Consider the following 20,041-nt stretch of genomic DNA (forward strand, 5'->3'; position numbering starts at 1 on the left):
GGCACTTTGTGGTACCTGGGCCATATCAGGGCTAATTTTTTAGTATTTTGATTTCCAAAAAAACTATCTTTGCATCATTATGGCGCAGAAAGAAACTCTATCTTCATTAACGAACGGAAACTTTGCAAAAGAGCTTTCAATTGCTGACGGAAAACTCCCTCCCAATGCATTAGAATTTGAAAGACTGGTTATCGGTACTTTTCTGATTGATAAAAAAGGTCTTGACGAATCTATAGATTTATTAACGCCGGATGTCTTTTATGATCCCAGACACGGCATCATTTTTTCAACGATTTTAAAATTATACGAAGGCAACCAGCCGGTTGACCTGATGACCATAATCCAGGCACTGAAAAAAGAAGACAGACTGAGCCAGGCAGGCGGAGACCATTACCTTATTGACCTGACCATGGGCGTAAGCTCATCCGCTCACATTGAATACCATGTGCGCGTGATTCTTGAAAAATATATCCTAAGAAGCCTGATTAATGTTTCGGCCAACGTTATTGATGCCTCCTATAAAGAATCAACAGATGTTTTTGAACTTCTGGACAAGGCGGAACAGTCATTTTTTGAAATTACCAACGGAACGATTAAAAAAGGATTCGATACGGCCAATTCACTGGTAAAACAGGCGATTGAAACCATCAAATCCCTGAAAGACAAAGAAGGGCTTTCCGGAGTACCTTCAGGATTCCGTGATGTGGATAAAGAAACCGGAGGCTGGCAGAATTCCGACCTTATCATTATTGCGGCACGTCCGGCAATGGGTAAAACGGCATTCCTTCTTTCAATGGCAAGGAATATTGCGGTAGGGCACAAAATCCCGATGGCTTTATTCTCCCTGGAGATGGCTTCGGTACAGCTGATCACCAGGATGATTGCTTCCGAAACAAGAATTTCTTCGGAAAAACTAAGAAAAGGAACACTGGATGATGAAGAATGGCAAAGGCTGTTCTCCAACGTCTCCGAACTGGAAAATGCTCCTTTATATATTGATGAAACCCCTTCCCTGTCGATTTTTGATTTCCGTGCAAAATGCCGGAGGCTTGTTATGCAGCATGGGGTAAGGATCATCATGGTCGATTACCTTCAGCTGATGACCGCAGGCGGCGGCGGAAAAGGAGCCGGAAACCGTGAGCAGGAAATTTCCATGATCTCCCGTTCATTAAAGGCCATTGCAAAAGAACTTAACGTTCCGGTTATTGCACTGTCCCAGCTTTCCAGAAGTGTGGAAACCCGTCCGGGAAAAAGGCCTCAGCTTTCCGATCTGAGGGAATCCGGAGCGATTGAGCAGGATGCGGATATCGTATCTTTCATCTTCAGGCCGGAATATTATAAAATTACCGTTTGGGACAATGACGAAGAAGGACAGGAAACCTCAACCGAAAACCAGGCGGAGCTGATTATTGCAAAACACAGGAACGGGGCAACAGCCGATGTTAGGCTCTCTTTCCTTAAACACTTCGCAAGATTCGGCGATGTGGAAGCTGCATTTGACGGAGGTGCCGGAGGCTACCCTTCCAGTTTCGGAGGTGGCGAGCCAAGCGGATTTGACAAAATAAAAACAACCATCCAGCCCGGTGCCGCGTTTGACCTGCCGAATAAATCACAGGTATCAGGATCTTCGATGAACGATTTTGATGACGATGATGATTTTCCGTTTTAATCAATCTCCTGAAAAAAAAGTTCAGAGAAGCTGAAACATATCTTCAGGGAGAGTATTACTAAGGGAAATCTGAAATAAAATTTATAATTAACCATCAAACTTTATGATCATTCTTTTGTCATAAAAGTTTATATTCAATACACCTGATTTGAGAATAGAAATATACACCGACGGAGCCTGCAGCGGAAACCCGGGAAAAGGCGGATATGGAATTCTCATGCGCGTTCCCGAAAAAAATTATCAGAAAACATTTTCAAAAGGTTTCCGTAAAACTACCAACAACAGGATGGAACTTCTGGCTGTGATCACCGCGCTGGAAAAGCTGAAATCTCCTGATAATGATATCCATGTGTATACAGACAGCAAATATGTTTCGGATGCCATCAACCAGAACTGGCTGGCCGGATGGATCAAAAGACGGTGGAAAAATGTTAAAAATCCGGATCTATGGCAGAGGTTTGCAGTACTGTATAATCTGCACCAGCCAAAGATGCACTGGATTAAAGGCCATGCAGGGCATTTTGAAAATGAGCTGTGTGACAAACTAGCCGTAAGTGCTGCTGCATCAGGCAATTTAGAAATTGACACCTATTTTGAAAGTCTTGAGAATAACTCCCTTTTCTAATTTATAATGAAAATAAATTCCGATTAAAAGTTTTCATCATTTCTTATTTTAGCTTATCATTTATTGTAAAATAACCATCAAATTCAGTAAAATTAATATTGAATACTTATAATTTGGTTGGGATTTAATATCTTTGGCTGATAATTAAGTACCACAATATATGAATAAAAAGCTACTGACTTATTTTATCCTCTTTCTATGCTGCTTTTTCGGAAAAATTTCTGCCCAGACCTACCAGCTGACAGGGAACCCTGTCAACACAGCCGGGTGGGATGTTGTTCCGTCAGCAGCGGTTAGTGGTGACTTCGTACAGCTTACGGCAGATCAGACCTCTCAGGTAGGCGGTATCAAATTAAACGCTCCCATCAATCTTAAATTCTGTGATAAATGGAGAGTGGAATTCGATTTCAGGATAGACGGAAACGGAACCACGTCTTACGGCCGCGGTGACGGTTTTGCCTTCTGGTATCTTGCCAACCCTCCTGCATCCTATACTCAGGGAGGCGGTTTGGGGATTCCTGCCAATTCAACAGGGCTTATGGTAGGTTTTGACATCTTCAACAACAGTACCGAAGGCCAGATGAGCAAAGTGCACGTACTGTACGGGACGAATAATACTGCGGGATCCAATATCGAATTCAACAATACAGCAGGAAGTACATTCCATACTGCGGATCTCAATACCACCCAGCCATTTGTCGGGGCTACCTACAAGCATGTGGAAGTATTGGGACAGGTAGATCCTGCCAATGTGAACAACTGGATCATCAATATAAAAATAGACGGTGTTGTAGTGGTTAACCAGTCTTTCGCCCCATCCGGAGGCGCGGTTGGGATGACCCAGGGATATTTCGGCTTTTCAGCATCTACGGGGGCGGCAAGTGCGAGACATTCGATCAAAAATGCCAAAATTTACACAGATAAGGTTTCCATCACCCAGCCTTCGGTTTCGGCGAGTTTCTGCCCGAATCCTTCAACCGGCCAGGGGACCGTTAACCTGACAAGTTACCAGAACCAGTTTGTGGCCAACCCTGCAAACTATACGTTCTCATACAGCGTAGCAGGAACACCGATTGCCAATCCTGCCAATTATCAGTTTACCGGGAATACAACGGTTTCTGTTTTAATTAAAGATAACGCCGGCGTATTGTGCGATAATCCGGATGCGAAGATTATTTTATCCCTTTCTCCGTTTACCGCAACTCCCGCTACACTTACCGAATGTAACAACAACAATGCAGGAACAGCAACGTATAACCTTACGCTTGCCAATGTGAATGAACCGCCGGGATCAACCAAAATCTATTACAAGACCATGGCTGATCTCAATGCAGGGACTAACCCGATTACCAACCCTAATGCTTACGTTTCTGCAGCCGGAACCGTATATGTAAAAGTAACCACTCCGCAAGGATGTGTAGGATCTGCTGTCATTACCCTGGCATTTTTCCCTCCTATTGTGTATAATGATACCACTATTGAGTCCTGCTTTATTGAAAGTGCGCCTACTACCGCTTCTTTCAACCTGACACAAGCTAACGTGACAAATGCTTCAGGCATTACCAAAACATACCACACCAACTTAGCTGATGCTGTAGCCGGAACAAATGTGATCTCAAATTCTCTTGCCTATATTTCAACCTCATCAACAGTATATGTAAGAATTACCAATGTGGCAACCTGTTTCGTTGTTGCCAAAATAACCCTTAAAGTCCTGCCTCCGGTATATTCTTCTGTCCTGAAAGATAAAATCATCTGTATCGATGCAAAAACCACGCTTGACGCAGGTCCTGGATTTGATACTTACCTGTGGAGCACAGGCGATACTACCCAGGCGATCCAGAATGTTTCTCCGGGGCAGTACTGGGTTCAGCTGAAATCGGGAAGATGTACATCAACACAGCTGGTGAAGGTTATTCCGTCACCTCAGCCCGTAATTACAGGGATTGATATTACCAATACCACAATTACCGTCAATGTAAACGGAGGAAAAACTCCTTACCAGTATTCTCTGGACGGCGTAAACTGGCAGGATTCCAATATATTTACAGGCCTTCCGAGAGGTGAAGCCGTAGTATATGTAAAAGATGCGTATAACTGTTCGCCGATTAGTGTTCAGGTTACCGTTCCGAATCTCATCAATGTGATTACGCCTAACGGGGACAACATAAATGACGTAATTGATTACACTGCTCTGGCTTACAAGAAAAATCTGGTTTTCGTTATCTATGACAGATACGGAAACAAGCTTTATGAAGCCGACAAACTGAGAAACTACAAATGGAACGGAACAGCCGGCGGTAAAAAGGTAATGACAGGAACTTACTGGTATACCATCAGCTGGAATGAAAATGACAAAAACAATACCCAGACTGTTTATAACGGCTGGATACTGGTAAAAAACATAGAATAAGAATTACAAGAAAAGATCACTCTCCATGTGAGAGTGGTCTTTTTTATTTCTGTAAAAATATTATATGGTCAACTGCTCAGATGATAAACATTCTGTCGGAAATTTTATCATGAGCGTAAATACATACCGTAAACCAATTTAAAATATTAATAACTTAAGCAATTCGCTCAAATGAAAAAACTAATACTGTCTTATTTTCTTATCATTTTCATTTGTCTCACCGGAAAATTTTCTGCACAGACGTATCAGCTTACCGGAAGCCCTGTAAATACAACCGGATGGGATCTTGTCTCCAATGCTTCTGTAAGCGGAGATTTTATACAGCTTACACAGGATATCGGGAGCCAGTTTGGCGTGGTAAAATTATCAACACCCATCAACCTTAAATATTGTGATAAATGGAAAGTGGAATTTGATTTCAGAATTGACGGAAACGGAACTACGGCTTTCGGCCGGGGTGACGGATTTACCTTCTGGTACCTGAGCAACCCACCTACAGGATTTACGAGCGGAGGCGGTTTGGGTATCCCTGCCAATGCCAACGGACTGATGGTAGGTTTTGACATTTTCAATAATTCCACAGAAGGCCAGATGAGTAAAATCCATGTCCTGTACGGAACCAACAACCTACCTGTAGGAAACAACAATATCGAATACAACACAACTGCAGGAAGTACATTTCACACGGCGGATCTCAATCCAACACAGCCGTTTGTTGGGGCGACCTATAAACACGTGATCGTAAACGGCGAAATGGATCCTGTAAATCCCAATATCTGGAACATAAAAATTCAGATGGATGGCGTTTTATTGGTAGACCAGCCATTTACCGCTTCCGGAGGAGCTGTAGGAATGACTACAGGATATTTCGGGTTTTCTGCAGCAACAGGAGGTGCAAGTGCAAGGCATTCCATAAAAAATGCCAAAATTTATATTGATAAAGTTCCTATTCTTACCAATACCATCACCCCGAGTGTCTGCGTAAACCCGGCTACAGGAAACGGAACCGTAAATTTAACGTCCTTCCAGAACCAGTTTGTCACAAACCCGGCAAACTATATTTTCACTTATTTCGGACCGGGCGGAACACCGATTACCAATCCTGCCAGCTACCAGTATCCTGCCGGAACCACTACGGTTACCGTAGTTGTACAGGATCCTTCATCCACGCTCTGCGATAACGGTGACGGAACCATTGTACTGACGCCCACGCCTTTTTCAGCAAACGACGTAACAATCAACGGCTGCAACAACAATAATGCAGGAGGGGCTGTTTTCGATCTTACAGCAGCGGCACTGTCATCAGTTCCCGGAAGTACATCAATATTTTATAATACCATGTCTGATCTTAATAATCAGATCAATCCGATTACCAATCCTTCAGCGTTCTTTTCGCCGGCTACAACAGTTTATGCTCAGGTAACCACTCCGCAGGGCTGTACGGATGCTGCACAGATTACACTGTCTATATTCCCGGTTGTAGTGGTACAGGACGCCACTTTAAGATCCTGTGCAATTGAGACCAAGCCTTCTACAGGTCAGTTTGACCTTACCATCGCTTTAGTTACCTTACAGACCGGTACAAAAACATATTATCCTTCTTTAACCGATGCACAGAACGGAACCAACCAGATCCTGACACCAACTGCATATATCTCTCCAAATGGAGTAGCATACGTTAAAGTTACCAATGCAAACGGATGTTATGCCGTTGCTAAAGTCACGTTAATTGTAATCCCGCAGGCTTTCTCTAAAATTCTGGAGGATAAAATTATCTGTATGGAAGACACGACAACACTGGATGCCGGTCCCGGGTTTATCGCTTACAAATGGAGTACGGGTGCAACCACTCAGGCAATTACCAATGTAACCGTCGGGACATATTGGGTAGAGCTTAAAACAGGAGACTGTGTGGTAAAACAAGTCGTGACCGTATATCCTTCCGAGCAGCCTGTGATTACCAGTGTAGATATTTCAAATACAACTGTTACGGTGTATGCTAACGGAGGCACTGCCCCTTACCAATATTCCATCGACGGAATTCACTGGCAGACTTCCAATGAATTTAAAAATGTACCGAGAGGAGACAGCCAGATTTACATCAAAGATGCCTATAACTGCGACCCGATTACCATTACCATCGTAGTTCCGAACCTGATCAACGTGATCACGCCGAACGGAGACGGAGTAAATGATGCGATTGACTATTCTGCACTGGCCGGCAAAAAGAATTTAATATTCAATGTTTTCGACCGGTACGGAGCTAAAATCCATGAAGCCGACAAATCCAATAAATACCGTTGGGACGGTACAGTAGGCGGAAGAAAAATCCCAACAGGAAGCTACTGGTATTCTGTTTCATGGAATGAAAATGACAAGAAAAATACCCCGTTCACATATTCCGGCTGGGTACTTGTTAAAAACAGGGATTAAATATAAATAACCATTCCACATACTTAAAAGGATCACTCCAATAATCTGGAGTGATCCTTTTTTTCATGTTAATTTAGCGTAAGATATTTCGCTTTAACCTTATTTAATTCGTATTCTATTCTTAAATTTGTGATATGAAGAATTATTTAGAAGCGTTAAGCAGAAGATATTCCGTAAAGAAATTTAATCAGGAAACCGTTCCTCAGGAAGTCCTTTATAACATTCTTGAGTCAGGAAAATTATCTGCAAGCTCTCTGGGTCTTCAGCCTTACAAAATTCTGGTTGTGGAAAGTGAAGCGATGAAGCAGAAGCTGATTCCGGCCTTTTACAACCCGTCACAGATTTCCACCTGTTCCCATCTGATTGTTATTGTTTCAAAAAAAACAGTGGAAGAGCAGTATCTCAACGGATACTTCAGGCATATCTCGGAAGTAAGGGAAATGCCGCTGGAAAATTTAGACCCTTTCAGAAACAGCATTGATCAGCACATTCAGAAGAACCGCGACGATATTTTCAACTGGGCAGAAAAACAGTCGTATATCGTTCTCGCTAACCTGATGTATGCCGCCGCCATTGAAAATGTAGACACCTGCCCGATGGAAGGATTCCGCCAGGATGTTATTGAAGAAATCTTAGAAATCAATCCTGAAGTTGAAAAAGCAACTGTTACGCTGGCTTTAGGCTACCGTTCGGAGGAAGATCATTTCCAGCACCTGAAAAAAGTAAGAAAACCAGACGAAAAATTGTTTAAATTTATTTAATTTAGACGTTTGTACCTAAAGCAAGCATAATGATAAAAGCGGATGTATTAGTAATCGGTTCCGGGATTTCGGGACTTTCCTACGCCATAAAAATTTCTGAGCAGTTTCCGGATGCCAAAATAATTATCGTAACCAAGTCTGATGAAGATGAAAGCAATACCAAATATGCACAGGGCGGGCTTGCGGTAGTTACAGATTCTAAAAACGATCATTTCAACAAACATATTGAAGACACGATGCGTGCCGGAGACGGTGAAAGCAAACGCGACGTGGTGGAAATGGTGGTAAAGGAAGCTCCGGCCAGGTTTAATGAAATTGTGGAATGGGGTGCTAACTTCGATATGAAAAACGGAGAATTCGCTTTGGGAAGAGAAGGCGGACATACTGAAAACAGGATTGTCCACCATAAAGACATCACCGGTTTTGAAATTGAAAGAGCGTTGCTGGAAACAGCCAATAAAAGTGAAAATATTGAGATCCTGGACCATCATTATGTGATCGATATTATTACCCAGCACCATGTTCCGGGGAAAGAGCTCAACGAAGGAGACATCCATTGCTACGGTGCCTATATTTTAGATGAAAAATCTAAAAAAATCAAAAAGATTACTTCCAAAATAACAATGGTGGCCACAGGCGGAGCAGGCCATGTCTATAAAAATACCACCAACCCTACCATTGCAACCGGAGACGGCATCGCTTTCGTGGCAAGAGCAAAAGGAAAGGTTTCCAACATGCAGTATTACCAGTTCCATCCTACTGCACTGTACAGCAAGATAGACGGAATGCTGTTCTTGATTTCTGAAGCTGTACGCGGGGACGGCGCCAAGCTGAGAACAAAAAAAGGCGAAAAATTCATGCATAAATATGATGAGCGCGAAGAACTGGCCTCCCGCGACATTGTAGCAAGAGCAATTGATGCGGAAATGAAAGTGACCGGTGACGAATATGTAGGGCTGGACTGTAAAGAAATGGATCAGGAAAGATTCCTTGAACATTTTCCGAATATCTACAGGAAATGCAGGGATGAAGGGATTGACCCCTTCAAACAGCTGATCCCGGTGGTTCCGGCCTGCCATTATCTGATGGGCGGCATTGAAGTGGATAGGGACGGACAGTCTTCCATAAGAAATCTTTTTGCCGTTGGAGAGTGTACCAATTCCGGACTTCACGGAGCTAACCGACTGGCTTCAAATTCATTATTGGAAGGCCTGGTTTTCGGACACAATGCTGCAATGAAAACCGTGGCTCTCTTACATGAGAACAACTTCAACTTTGATGACCTGAAAGCCGTGCCGGAATGGAACGAAGAGGGTATGAAGATCATGGATGAAATGGTAATCATTTCTTATCTGAGAAAGCAGCTGCAGGAAATGATGAGTGACCTGGTGGGAATTGTAAGAAGCAACCGCCGTCTGAATATGGCTTTACAGAAGCATCAGGAAATTGCTGCTGCCGTGGATGAAATTTACCACTACTCAATCCTTTCCCCGCAGTTATCGGAATTGAGGAACCTAACAACCGTTGCCCACCTCATCATTATCCAGTCTATGGAAATGACAGAAAACAAGGGTGCATTTTACAATAAAGATTTAGTTTAAAAGCATACAATATGAAAAGACCGGCATACGTAACCGATAAAGTTTTAAAACAGTTCATCAAAAATGCTTTGGAAGAAGACATTCAGGATGGCGACCACTCTACCCTTTCCACCATTCCTAAAGATCTTGAACAGAGCGCAAAGCTTCTGGTAAAACAGGACTGTATTCTGGCCGGGTTAGAACTGGCTGAAATTATTTTTAAAACATTTGACAAAAACCTGAATGTTGAAACTTTCGTAAAAGACGGTGACGCAGTGAAGGTCGGAGACATTGCTTTTACCGTAACCGGAAGCGCGAGGTCTATCCTTTCCACAGAAAGGCTGGTACTGAACTGCATGCAGCGGATGAGCGGAATTGCCACCCTTACCCATGACTGGGATTCAAGACTGATAGGAACCAAAACCAAGCTTTTAGATACCAGAAAGACCACGCCTAATTTCAGGGTCTGTGAAAAATGGGCAGTGGCCATCGGAGGCGGAACCAATCACCGTTACGGGCTTTATGACATGATCATGCTGAAAGACAACCATATTGATTACAACGGAAGCATTACCAATGCCGTGAAAATGGCTAAAGATTATATCAAAAAAAATAAAAAGAAGCTGAAAATAGAAGTGGAAACCCGGAACCTGGAGGAAGTGGAAGAAGCGATGAAGGCAAAGGTAGACAGGATCATGCTGGACAATATGGATATCCCGACTATGGTAAAGGCCGTAAAGATGATCAACGGTTCATGTGAAACCGAAGCTTCCGGAGGAGTTACCCGCGAACACCTGAAAGCAATTGCTTCTACAGGCGTTACCTACATATCTGCAGGGGCACTAACGCATTCTGCCCATAATATGGATTTAAGCCTTAAGGCCGTTAAATAACGTTAGATTTTCAATAAAAATAAAGTGTTTTTGTTAAAAAATCAATAATGTGATTTTTTTCATATGAAATCTTAAATATTATTCAATGCATTGTAAATCAATTTATTGAACCTTATTAAGATTCTTTAAAAATTAACATAAAGTTAATATTAGTTAAAATTTATTTCCTCAATTTTGCAGAAAATTTAATCTAACTATTACTAACGATTATGAAATTAATCAACAAATCAATGCTAACTGCGATAATTACCTTATCCACAGCTAGTGTTTATTACGCACAACAGGTTCAGGATACTGCTGATACAAGATCAAGGGATATCGAACAAGTTGTAATTGCTGGAGTTGCTGATATCGCTAAAGACAGAAAAACTCCTGTTGCGGTTTCTACAATTAAAGAAGCACAGATTCAGGAAAGAATCGGTAACCAAGAACTTCCTGAGATTCTTAATACTACTCCATCAGTGTATGCTACAAAATCCGGAGGAGGTTTTGGAGATTCTAAAATCAACATTCGTGGTTTTGCTCAGGAAAACATTGCAGTAATGGTAAATGGTGTTCCTGTAAATGATATGGAAACGGGTGCAGTATACTGGTCTAACTGGTCTGGTCTGTCTGATGTAACCTCTGCCATGCAGGTACAAAGAGGTTTAGGATCTTCAAAATTAGCAATTGCATCTGTTGGAGGCACAATGAATTATATTACCAGAGCTGCAGATAAAAGACAAGGAGGAAAAGTATCTTTAGGTGTAGGTAATGAAGGCTTTTTAAAGACTGTATTTTCTTACAATACCGGTAAATCTGCTTCAGGATGGTCATCATCTTTCCTTATGGGAAGAACGGCTGGTGCCATGTATGCTAACGGTACAGATTTCGAAGGATACAACTATTATCTTGCTGTTGGTTACCAGCCAAATAAGAAACATGATTTCCAGTTTACTATTACCGGAGCTCCTCAATGGCACAACCAGAGAACAACCTCTTCAACAATTCAAAATTATATCCGATATAATAAAGATAACGACGGAACTCCTAACAGAAGATACAATGCAGATTGGGGCTTCAGAGATGGTGAGCAGTTATCAAATAGGGTAAACTATTATCATAAGCCTGTTCTGTCTCTTAACTGGGACTGGAATATGAGTGAGAAATCCAAATTAAACTCTGTAGTATATGCATCTTTTGGTAGAGGTGGCGGTACGGGAGATATAGGTAGGATCCGTACAGGTGTAGGAAATAATACCGCAGGTGTTACAGGTTTTGTAACTCCGGAAGGTCAGATTGATTATGATGCTATTTTCGCAGGAAATGCTGCCGTAAACGTAAATGCTCCTGCTACAGCAGCACAAAGTACATTGGTAAGAAGATCATCAATCAACTCTCATAACTGGTTTGGTGCAATCATCAGCTTTAATCACAAGATCAACGACAATATCAACTTTACAATCGGTACAGATAACAGATATTATTACGGATACCATTATCAGATAGTATCAGATCTTTACGGAGCTTCCGGATATAAAGACAATACTAATAAAAATTTCTTTACTGCCCCGAATAATATCTATACAGTTACGCCAAGAGTTGTCTCTAATGTATTCTCTCCAAGGCCAACAGGAAATCCTTTCGGGGGCAAGCTGAACAACAGCGAAGATAAAATCGGGTATGATAACGACGGTGAAGTACTATGGTACGGAGGATTTGGTCAAATTGAATATTCTAATGACAAGCTTTCAGCTTTCGTTTCAGGAGCACTTTCTAACCAGTCATTCCAAAGAATTGACCATTTCATTATTGACGGAGTTTCTTTATTGAACGGACAGCAGGCAGGTTACAGAAACACTTCTGCTACCAATAGCCCAATTGTACAGCCTACAGCTTCTAACCCAGCATTAAATACTAAAACTGGCTTTAAAGATATCTTAGGTTATAATGTAAAAGCAGGTGCTAACTATAACATCAATGATAATCATAATGTATATGCAAACATTGGTTATTATTCTAAGCAGCCGTTCCTGAACGCAGTATATCCAAACAACAAAAACTACTTGAACCCTAATTTAACAAACGAAAAAATATTCGGCATTGAAGCAGGTTATGGTTTCCGTTCTACGTTCGTAAATGCAAATCTTAATGTTTACAGAACATCTTGGGCAGACAGGTTCCAAAGAAGAGGCGGTCTTACACAGAACTATCCAGATCCTACAAATCCAGGGTCAACCATTACTACTAACCAGGCTTATTCAAACATTCAGGGAATTACAGAAATTCACCAGGGTGTTGAGTTAGAACTGACTGCTAAACCTCATAAAATGCTGGAAGTATTTGGTATGGTTTCATTAAACGATTACCATTATGAAGGAGATGCAGAAGGGAATATTTTTACAGAGAATAATGAGCAAATCGGTTCAGACTCTCAAAAACTTTTCTTAGACGGTGTAAAAGTTGGAGGTACAGCTCAGACAACATTAGCCGGAGGATTCAATTTTAGACCAACTGAATGGTTCTCTTTCGATGCAACATACAGAGGTGTTAAAGATTTATATGCAAACTTAAATGTGCTAAACTTCAGCAATGAAGTTTCACAAAACAGAGGTTCATTACTATTACCGTCATTCGGTTTGGTAGATTTGGGAGTTACTTTTAAAGTTAAACTAAAAAACCCTAGTCAATTCTTTACGCTTAGAGGTAATGTTTATAACTTGTTAGATAAAACATATATTGCAGAATCTAATACAAATATCCATGCTGATGTTTCTTCTAAAACAGAATATGCTGCTCTAAACCCTACTCGTACCCCTGCTCAGATTGATACTGATTATGCACTCTATCAGGCAGCAGGTAACTGGAATGGTATCAACCAGCAAAACCAGGTTTATTTCGGATTCGGAAGAACATGGTCTGCAACATTATCTTTCAACTTCTAATAAAAAACATTAGATTTTATTACATATCCATCCCGGCTTTTCGCCGGGATTTTTGTTATATTTGCGTATTAGAAAAAAAGAAAATAGATTATGGATTTTTACAAGATTTTACTGAATGCACATAAAGGAATCGGATATTTGGAAATTCTTTTGGTGACCTTATTTGTTATTGCCCTTTTAACAACCATGTTCGGGTTCAGCGGAAAAATAAATAAGTTCCTGAAAAAGATTACCCTTTTCACCATGATCTTCTTCCATGTTCAGTTTCTGGCCGGTATTGTTTTACTGCTGGTATCGCCGGGCGTAAAAGCAGCCCTGTCTTCCGGAACACTGATGAGTGACTCATATTCAAGGTTCCAGTATGTGGAACATCCGTTTTCTATGCTGATTGCTGCAATCCTGATGACTGTAGTTTACAAAAAAGTAAAAGTCAACCCTACCCTTTCTTTAACGGTAGTGATTATGGGACTGATTGCTGTCAGTTTATTCGCATATGCTTTCCCTTGGACCAGAGTCTTCGGGGCATAAATATATTAACATAAACAATTTTAATTATCAATGAAAGTAGCTGTAGTAGGTTCAACAGGAATGGTTGGCCAGGTTATGCTTAAAATTCTGGAAGAAAGAAACTTCCCTGTCACAGAACTGATTCCCGTAGCCTCCGAGAAATCCGTAGGTAAAAAGGTGAAGTATAAACAGGAAGAATTTACCATTGTAAGCATGAAAGACGCTATAGCTGCCAAACCTGATATTGCCATCTTTTCTGCAGGTGGATCAGCTTCACTGGAGTTCGCGCCGCTTTTTGCAGAAGCAGGCACCACTGTAATCGACAATTCTTCAGCCTGGAGAATGGATCCTGATAAAAAACTGGTGGTTCCCGAGATCAATGCCGATGTTTTAACCAAAGAAGATAAGATCATTGCCAACCCGAACTGCTCTACCATTCAGTTGGTTATGGTATTGGGGCCGTTAAACAAAAAATATGACCTTAAAAGAGTGATTGTCTCTACTTACCAGTCTGTAACAGGAACCGGTAAGGCGGCAGTAGACCAGCTGAACGCAGAAATCACCGGAGACGATTCCGTTTCCAAAGTGTATCCTTACCAGATTTTTAAAAATGCACTTCCGCACTGTGATGTTTTTGCTGACGATGATTACACGAAAGAAGAGATTAAACTGATGAAGGAACCTAAGAAGATCTTAGGTGACGATACATTCAATCTGACCGCCACTGCAGTAAGGGTTCCTGTGCAGGGAGGCCACTCGGAAAGTGTAAACATTGAATTTGAAAATGAATTCGACCTTGATGAGGTAAGAAAAATCCTATCTGAAACTCCGGGTGTCGTGGTGATGGACAATGTAAAAAATAATGAATACCCGATGCCGCTGTATTCCGAAGGAAAAGATGAAGTATTCGTCGGAAGGATCAGGCGGGACCTCTCACAGCCCAAGACCCTGAATCTCTGGATTGTGGCTGACAATCTGCGGAAAGGCGCCGCAACCAACGCGGTACAGATTGCAGAATACCTGGTAGCAAACAACTTAGTCTAAACTAACAAAAATAAAAAGAGTCTCAGCATTGAGATTCTTTTTTTTATCAAACCTTATGAACAGGCAGGAAACTCATAAAAAAGATAAAATAGGCTTTCAGAAACTGATTGCCGCATTCGGGATGATCCTCTTTGTCGGAAAGATCATCGCCTGGAAAATGACCGATTCTGATGCGGTATTTTCCGATGCAATGGAAAGCATCGTTAATGTCATCAGTGCCTTTATGGGGCTGTATTCCCTATATCTGGCTGCAAAGCCTAAAGATAAAGACCATCCGTACGGCCACGGAAAAGTAGAGTTTGTAACGTCCGGTATCGAAGGTGCCCTGATTGCCATTGCCGGCATTATGATCATCTATGAAGGCATCAACAGCCTTGTAGTGGGAAAAGTTTTAAGCCAGCTCGACTGGGGGATCGCCATTATTGCCGCCACAGCAGTTATCAATTACTTTTTAGGGTATATTTCCATAAGAAAAGGGGAACAGGAAAATTCGCTGGTGCTCATTTCATCCGGAAAACACCTTCAGTCGGATACCGTGACCACACTTGGAGTGGTAATCAGCCTTATTGTTGTTTATTTCACTAAAATCTATTGGCTGGATTCTGTAGTCGCACTGATCTTTGGGGTATATATCATATTTGTAGGCTATAAAATCGTCCGCAAATCACTGAGCGGGATTATGGATGAACAGGACCGCGACCTTTTAGACCAGATCATCAAAATCCTGGAAGAAAACAGGAGAACCGAATGGATTGACGTCCATAACATGAAAATCCAGCAGTTCGGTGCTTCCCTGCATATTGATGCCCATATTACCCTTCCCTGGTATTACAGCCTCCGCGATGCACACAATGAAATGGAAAAGATGATCCTTCTTCTGGCAAAAAACATCAACAGGAGTGTCGAGTTTAATTTCCACATGGATGACTGTAAGCCGATTTCCTGTGCGATCTGCAGGATTTCAGACTGCCCCGTCCGCGAACAGGATTTTGTAAAAAAAGTGATCTGGACACCGGAAAATGTTACCTACTGGGATAAGCATACGGCAGAGTAACAAAAAAATGTTACATTGGTTTAAAGGAAATTGCAGATCAGCTGAATGTCGACAGAGCAACCTATGCCAATTGGGAAAATCAAATGTTTGATACGAAATCCCAATATATTCCAAAGTTAGCAGATATTTTTGCTGTTGAAATTAAGGAATTATTTAAAGAGGAAAAGACTTTTCATATTTCAAACAGTACTTTCTATGATTGAGCAGGAATACTTGTTTTTTAATCTGTCAGACAGGAAAATAGCTTAAAAAATAAGTTCGAAGATCTTATTAAAACCTTGGCAAAATAATTAATAATTTGAGATTACGTTAATTACAAGCGTAAAATCTTAGGCATAAGCAATACTTATATCGGTTTTATTTAAGCATTAATGCTTTATCGGTTTCCAGAATATTATTACCGTAATCTTTGAAATTTGTTTGAAATTTCTTTACTATTGTTTTAGGACTTAAGGTAGAAACATTTCCTTTATCGTCGCCTATTACATATTTCATTCCACTGCTCTTCAGTTCATAAAAGGGATCATCATAATAATTCTGCATGATTTTTTGAAAATCCTGCCAACTTATTTTTTGTCCGGTGCGGGGAATAAAGAAATCACTTTTTATTACGTTTCTCAATTGCATTAAGTTAAAATCATAATCCAATTGTGCATCTGAGATTTTAACAATTAATCCGGGTAGTCCGTTGAAGATATAAGGTCCTTCATGTAGATCTACAGACTCTGCAAACCAAGCTGTCCAATGCCTTCCGCCGTAGTCTACTTCTGCCTTCTGACAATACAGATCACCAATCTTTTGTTTCTCATTTACAATTTTCCAATCCAGTTTGTCATCAATAGATATAAAAAATCTGCTTCTCATTGTCGAAGTAATAATTATTTTTTGAACGTCTCCGGTTTCTAAATTTTTTTTCACAAACAAATCTGTAATAAAAAACATATTCCGTCCTAATCCTAAACCTGATTTCTCTATTAGTGAATCTGATTTTCTTTCTAATTCCGATCTGAATATAGACTGTTTCCCATAAATATCTAAGTAAAAGGTATTGGACACCAAACTGTCTTTATTTTGATTCGGCCTGAATTTAAGTTCATATAAACAGGTTATATTCTGACCATACAGTACGTTACTTATCCATATTAATAACCCGAAGATGAGTTTTTTCATTTTACAAATTTTAATAAATATTTTTACTTAAATAACTGATACATGACATCAGTTATCTTTTACAGTCATTTCAGGCAAGCTGTCGTAATACTACCGTCTGGTCCTGTTGTCACACACATGCTACAGCTGAGGCCATACTGCTCGCAAACACCGTTCCCTGGTTTACAGGCATCTTCACAGCCTACTCCATAATCAGACTGAAGTTTGCTTCCTGCAATAACCCTAATGCTTTCTCTGGAAAGTTTTTTAAATGTTTCATAAACAAAGTTTAGATTGTTAACGTAACAAACCTAAATATTTTAAACAAACAACATTATAAAGATAATACAATAAATTTTGTCAGTTAATTTAATATTTAATCAACATAACCATTTATTATTCAAATAATTAAACAGATACTCCTTAAAATAAAAAAAAATTAAATAACCACTTTATTTTTTAAGAAAATATTTCTTTTCTTTTTGATTTATTCATTATTTCTGCATTATTTTTTTCCGGTAATAAAACATCGGAATAATCAGCAGTAAGATCAAAGGCTGGATGACAAACCTCCGCATGTAAAAGGAAAAAAGGTAACCGGTATCGAAACGGTCATAGATACAGTACAGGTAAATGGGTAAAGTGATGGCAAAGATAATCAGCATTAATACGGCACCTTGAATGGTCCATTGTTTATTTTTAAACCAGAAATGAAGGATCAAGCAGGAGAAAAATAAATTCAGGACAAACCTGAACAGATGGCCGGCGATTAATTTGCCCCATTCAAAATGCGGAAAAGGCATATTTTTATCTGCTTCATGAAAGTAGCTGAGGAAAGGATCATAGAAGATCCTGTATTCAAGTGCCCTTACCCCAATGAGTCCGAAAACTCCGGCGATGACCAGAAACCAGCTAAGAATTCTCATTTTTTAAGGCAAAAAATTTAATCCATACCAGCCAGAGAACCACTACGGTTCCATAAATAACAGCCGGGAAAACATAATCGTGGGAAACTTTACTGTAAGATTTATAATCTATCACTACGATATTAAGCCCGATAATTCTCAGTACATTCATCACATACAGCAAAATAAGCCCGGCCAGTACAAAAGCGAACGTTTTTTTTCCTTTATAAAAAGCAAAAACAAAAGCAACAAAAAGGATCATAACCGAAACGGCATTACAACCTTCTACCAGCCGGGTAGGATATTCTTTGTTCATATAAAAATAGACCTGTTCCCCTTTTACATCATCATACAGCTGGGTAGGATATCCCAAATAATTCTGAATATCCATCACCTGCGCAGCAATCGTTCTTGAAAAAGGATCCAGTCCCTCATGCTGAAAACGGTTCAGGTAAAACTGATATGCCAGAAGCAGCACCACATAAATGATGATAAAACGCAGCAAAATACCTAAAACAGGTTTGAAATCCTTTAACATATGGCAAAGATAAAGATTACAGCGTAAATTAGTATATTTGTTTCGTCTATGAATGCTGAAAACGCCAAACGATTTTTTGAATGCTCTACCGGTACAGAAACCTCTGAATGCATTACCTTAGCGCAAAGCGGCTCTGCAAGGGTTAATTTTCTGGCTGCAGCCGATGGCAAAAAATACATTATTACCTACAATGAGAATCTTCAGGAGAATGAAAGTTTTTTATATTATTCCGGAATTTTCTCAGATTTACACCTCAACACCCCCGGAATTATATCCATCTCCGACGACCGGAAAATGTACATTCAGGAATTTTTAGGAGCGCACACGCTTTCGGAAGTCATTGAAAGAGAAGGCCTGTCTGTTCATGTAAAGTCCCTGGTGAAGCAGACACTGGAAAAACTGTATCAGCTTCAGGCTTCAACGGAAAATAAAATAGATTTCAGCAAAACGTTTGAGTATGAAAGCTATGATGAGCTCCCGGTAACCCACGATCTGTATTACTTCAAAAATTTTATAGCCGATGTACTGGAACTTGAATACCATAAGTCTGCTTTACTGAAAGAATTCAAAGAAATTGTCAGCCTTATCGAAAACCTCAAACCAAAAGGAATCATGATCCGTGATTTTCAAGCCAGAAATATCATGGTGAATGAACAAAATGAAGTTTCCTTTATCGATTATCAGTCGGCCATGAAAGGCCCGCTGATGTATGATGTGGTTTCTTTTCTTTTTCAGGCGAAAGCCAACTTTCCTGAAGCCTTTAAAAATGAAATGCTGGAATTTTACATAAAACAGTTTGATCAGGAGGAAATTCAGCATCAACTAAGAAATTCGGTGGATCCGGTTAAAATGATGCGGTTCTTACAGGTGTTGGGCGCTTACGGTTTCAGAGGCCTTGTTCAGAAAAAACAGCATTTCCTGGCAAGCATTGAAAAAGGGATTGAAAATATTACAGAATTTATCCGGACATGGGAAAATATGAAAGATTATCCTGAACTGACAGGGATCATTCAACAGTTAAATCTGGAGAAAACAAAATTAAAAATTGAAGTAATTCTGAACCATTAAGATTATTTTAAGCTGTTAAGAATATTAAGATTTATGACCAAGAAAGAAGTTACACAATTATCTTATGTAATTACAGGCTTTGCAATCAAAGTCCATAAAGTGCTTGGTCCCGGTCTGCTTGAAAGCATATACGAAGAATGCTTAAAAATAGAACTAATTAAAAATGGTTATGATGTAAAACAGCAGCTTTATTTTCCAATAAATTATGAAGGCGTTGAAATAGAAACGAAATTAGTTGTTGATTTACTTGTAAACAATTGTATTATAATAGAGCTAAAAGCAGTTGAAGAAGTACTCCCTATTCATGAAGCTCAATTATTAACTTACATGAAAGTTTTGAAAAAGCCTCAAGGTTTATTGATCAATTTTTTCACAAATAATATCACAAAGTCTTTAAAACCTTTTATTAATGAATATTTTAAAGAACTTCCGGACTAAGATTTTGATTTATACTCTTAAAACTTAAATAAACCTCAAC

The 20,041-nt window shown here is 40.1% G+C and carries 16 protein-coding genes; 13 read left to right on the plus strand and 3 right to left on the minus strand.

Features of this window, described 5'->3' with window-relative positions; all coding sequences use genetic code 11:
- Positions 1 to 79: 79 nt before the first annotated feature.
- The 11 genes from dnaB (at position 80) to ASE55_RS09490 (ending at position 15,903) form a co-directional block, all read left to right on the plus strand.
- A complete protein-coding gene (gene dnaB, locus ASE55_RS09440) occupies positions 80 to 1,669 on the plus strand; it encodes a replicative DNA helicase (RefSeq protein ID WP_056218369.1) in 1,590 nt (529 codons plus the stop codon).
- A gap of 148 nt (positions 1,670 to 1,817) precedes the next feature.
- A complete protein-coding gene (rnhA, locus tag ASE55_RS09445) occupies positions 1,818 to 2,294 on the plus strand; it encodes a ribonuclease HI (protein WP_056218372.1) in 477 nt (158 codons plus the stop codon).
- 160 nt (positions 2,295 to 2,454) lie between these two features.
- Complete coding sequence (locus ASE55_RS09450) at positions 2,455 to 4,707, plus strand: T9SS type B sorting domain-containing protein (RefSeq protein WP_056218375.1); 2,253 nt, start codon at positions 2,455 to 2,457, stop codon at positions 4,705 to 4,707.
- A gap of 171 nt (positions 4,708 to 4,878) precedes the next feature.
- Positions 4,879 to 7,140 carry a T9SS type B sorting domain-containing protein gene (locus ASE55_RS09455; RefSeq protein WP_056218378.1) on the plus strand — a complete coding sequence of 754 codons (2,262 nt, stop codon included), beginning with the start codon at positions 4,879 to 4,881 and terminating at the stop codon, positions 7,138 to 7,140.
- A 134-nt stretch (positions 7,141 to 7,274) separates the two neighbouring features.
- Entirely contained in the window at positions 7,275 to 7,901 is a 627-nt protein-coding gene (locus ASE55_RS09460) for an NAD(P)H-dependent oxidoreductase (RefSeq protein ID WP_056218381.1), read from the plus strand.
- A 29-nt stretch (positions 7,902 to 7,930) separates the two neighbouring features.
- Entirely contained in the window at positions 7,931 to 9,502 is a 1,572-nt protein-coding gene (gene nadB, locus ASE55_RS09465; protein WP_056218384.1) for an L-aspartate oxidase, read from the plus strand.
- Between the two features lie 11 nt (positions 9,503 to 9,513).
- Positions 9,514 to 10,374 (plus strand): carboxylating nicotinate-nucleotide diphosphorylase, encoded by an 861-nt coding sequence (nadC, locus tag ASE55_RS09470; protein ID WP_056218386.1) that lies wholly within the window; start codon positions 9,514 to 9,516, stop codon positions 10,372 to 10,374.
- 209 nt (positions 10,375 to 10,583) lie between these two features.
- Positions 10,584 to 13,298: a TonB-dependent receptor gene (locus ASE55_RS09475; RefSeq protein ID WP_056218388.1), complete on the plus strand. Its 2,715-nt coding sequence runs from the start codon at positions 10,584 to 10,586 to the stop codon at positions 13,296 to 13,298.
- A 90-nt stretch (positions 13,299 to 13,388) separates the two neighbouring features.
- Positions 13,389 to 13,826, plus strand: coding sequence for a hypothetical protein (locus ASE55_RS09480; protein WP_056218391.1), 438 nt, complete (start codon positions 13,389 to 13,391; stop codon positions 13,824 to 13,826).
- 30 nt (positions 13,827 to 13,856) lie between these two features.
- On the plus strand, positions 13,857 to 14,849 hold the full coding sequence (locus ASE55_RS09485) for an aspartate-semialdehyde dehydrogenase (RefSeq protein WP_056218392.1): 993 nt from the start codon (positions 13,857 to 13,859) through the stop codon (positions 14,847 to 14,849).
- A 55-nt stretch (positions 14,850 to 14,904) separates the two neighbouring features.
- A complete protein-coding gene (locus ASE55_RS09490) occupies positions 14,905 to 15,903 on the plus strand; it encodes a cation diffusion facilitator family transporter (RefSeq protein WP_056218395.1) in 999 nt (332 codons plus the stop codon).
- A gap of 357 nt (positions 15,904 to 16,260) precedes the next feature.
- Here ASE55_RS09490 and ASE55_RS09495 read toward each other — a convergent pair whose 3' ends face one another.
- From ASE55_RS09495 to xrtF, 3 genes are all read right to left on the minus strand, one after another.
- The gene (locus ASE55_RS09495; protein ID WP_056218398.1) at positions 16,261 to 17,073 is read right to left on the minus strand and encodes a GLPGLI family protein; all 813 of its coding nucleotides are present in this window, start codon (positions 17,071 to 17,073) and stop codon (positions 16,261 to 16,263) included.
- Between the two features lie 473 nt (positions 17,074 to 17,546).
- Complete coding sequence (locus tag ASE55_RS09500) at positions 17,547 to 17,978, minus strand: exosortase F system-associated membrane protein (RefSeq protein ID WP_056218402.1); 432 nt, start codon at positions 17,976 to 17,978, stop codon at positions 17,547 to 17,549.
- Complete coding sequence (xrtF, locus tag ASE55_RS09505) at positions 17,965 to 18,495, minus strand: exosortase family protein XrtF (RefSeq protein WP_056218403.1); 531 nt, start codon at positions 18,493 to 18,495, stop codon at positions 17,965 to 17,967. Before xrtF ends, ASE55_RS09500 begins: the two co-directional genes overlap by 14 nt.
- Positions 18,496 to 18,543: 48 nt before the next feature.
- Between xrtF and ASE55_RS09510 the strand changes: the two genes are divergently transcribed.
- Together ASE55_RS09510 and ASE55_RS09515 are read left to right on the plus strand one after the other, a co-directional pair.
- Positions 18,544 to 19,563: an aminoglycoside phosphotransferase family protein gene (locus ASE55_RS09510; RefSeq protein ID WP_056218406.1), complete on the plus strand. Its 1,020-nt coding sequence runs from the start codon at positions 18,544 to 18,546 to the stop codon at positions 19,561 to 19,563.
- Positions 19,564 to 19,596: 33 nt separating this feature from the next.
- Positions 19,597 to 20,001, plus strand: a complete 405-nt coding sequence (locus ASE55_RS09515; protein WP_056218408.1) for a GxxExxY protein — start codon at positions 19,597 to 19,599, stop codon at positions 19,999 to 20,001.
- The last annotated feature ends 40 nt before the right edge of the window (positions 20,002 to 20,041 follow it).

This window comes from Chryseobacterium sp. Leaf201, from assembly GCF_001421435.1.
Classification (GTDB): domain Bacteria; phylum Bacteroidota; class Bacteroidia; order Flavobacteriales; family Weeksellaceae; genus Chryseobacterium.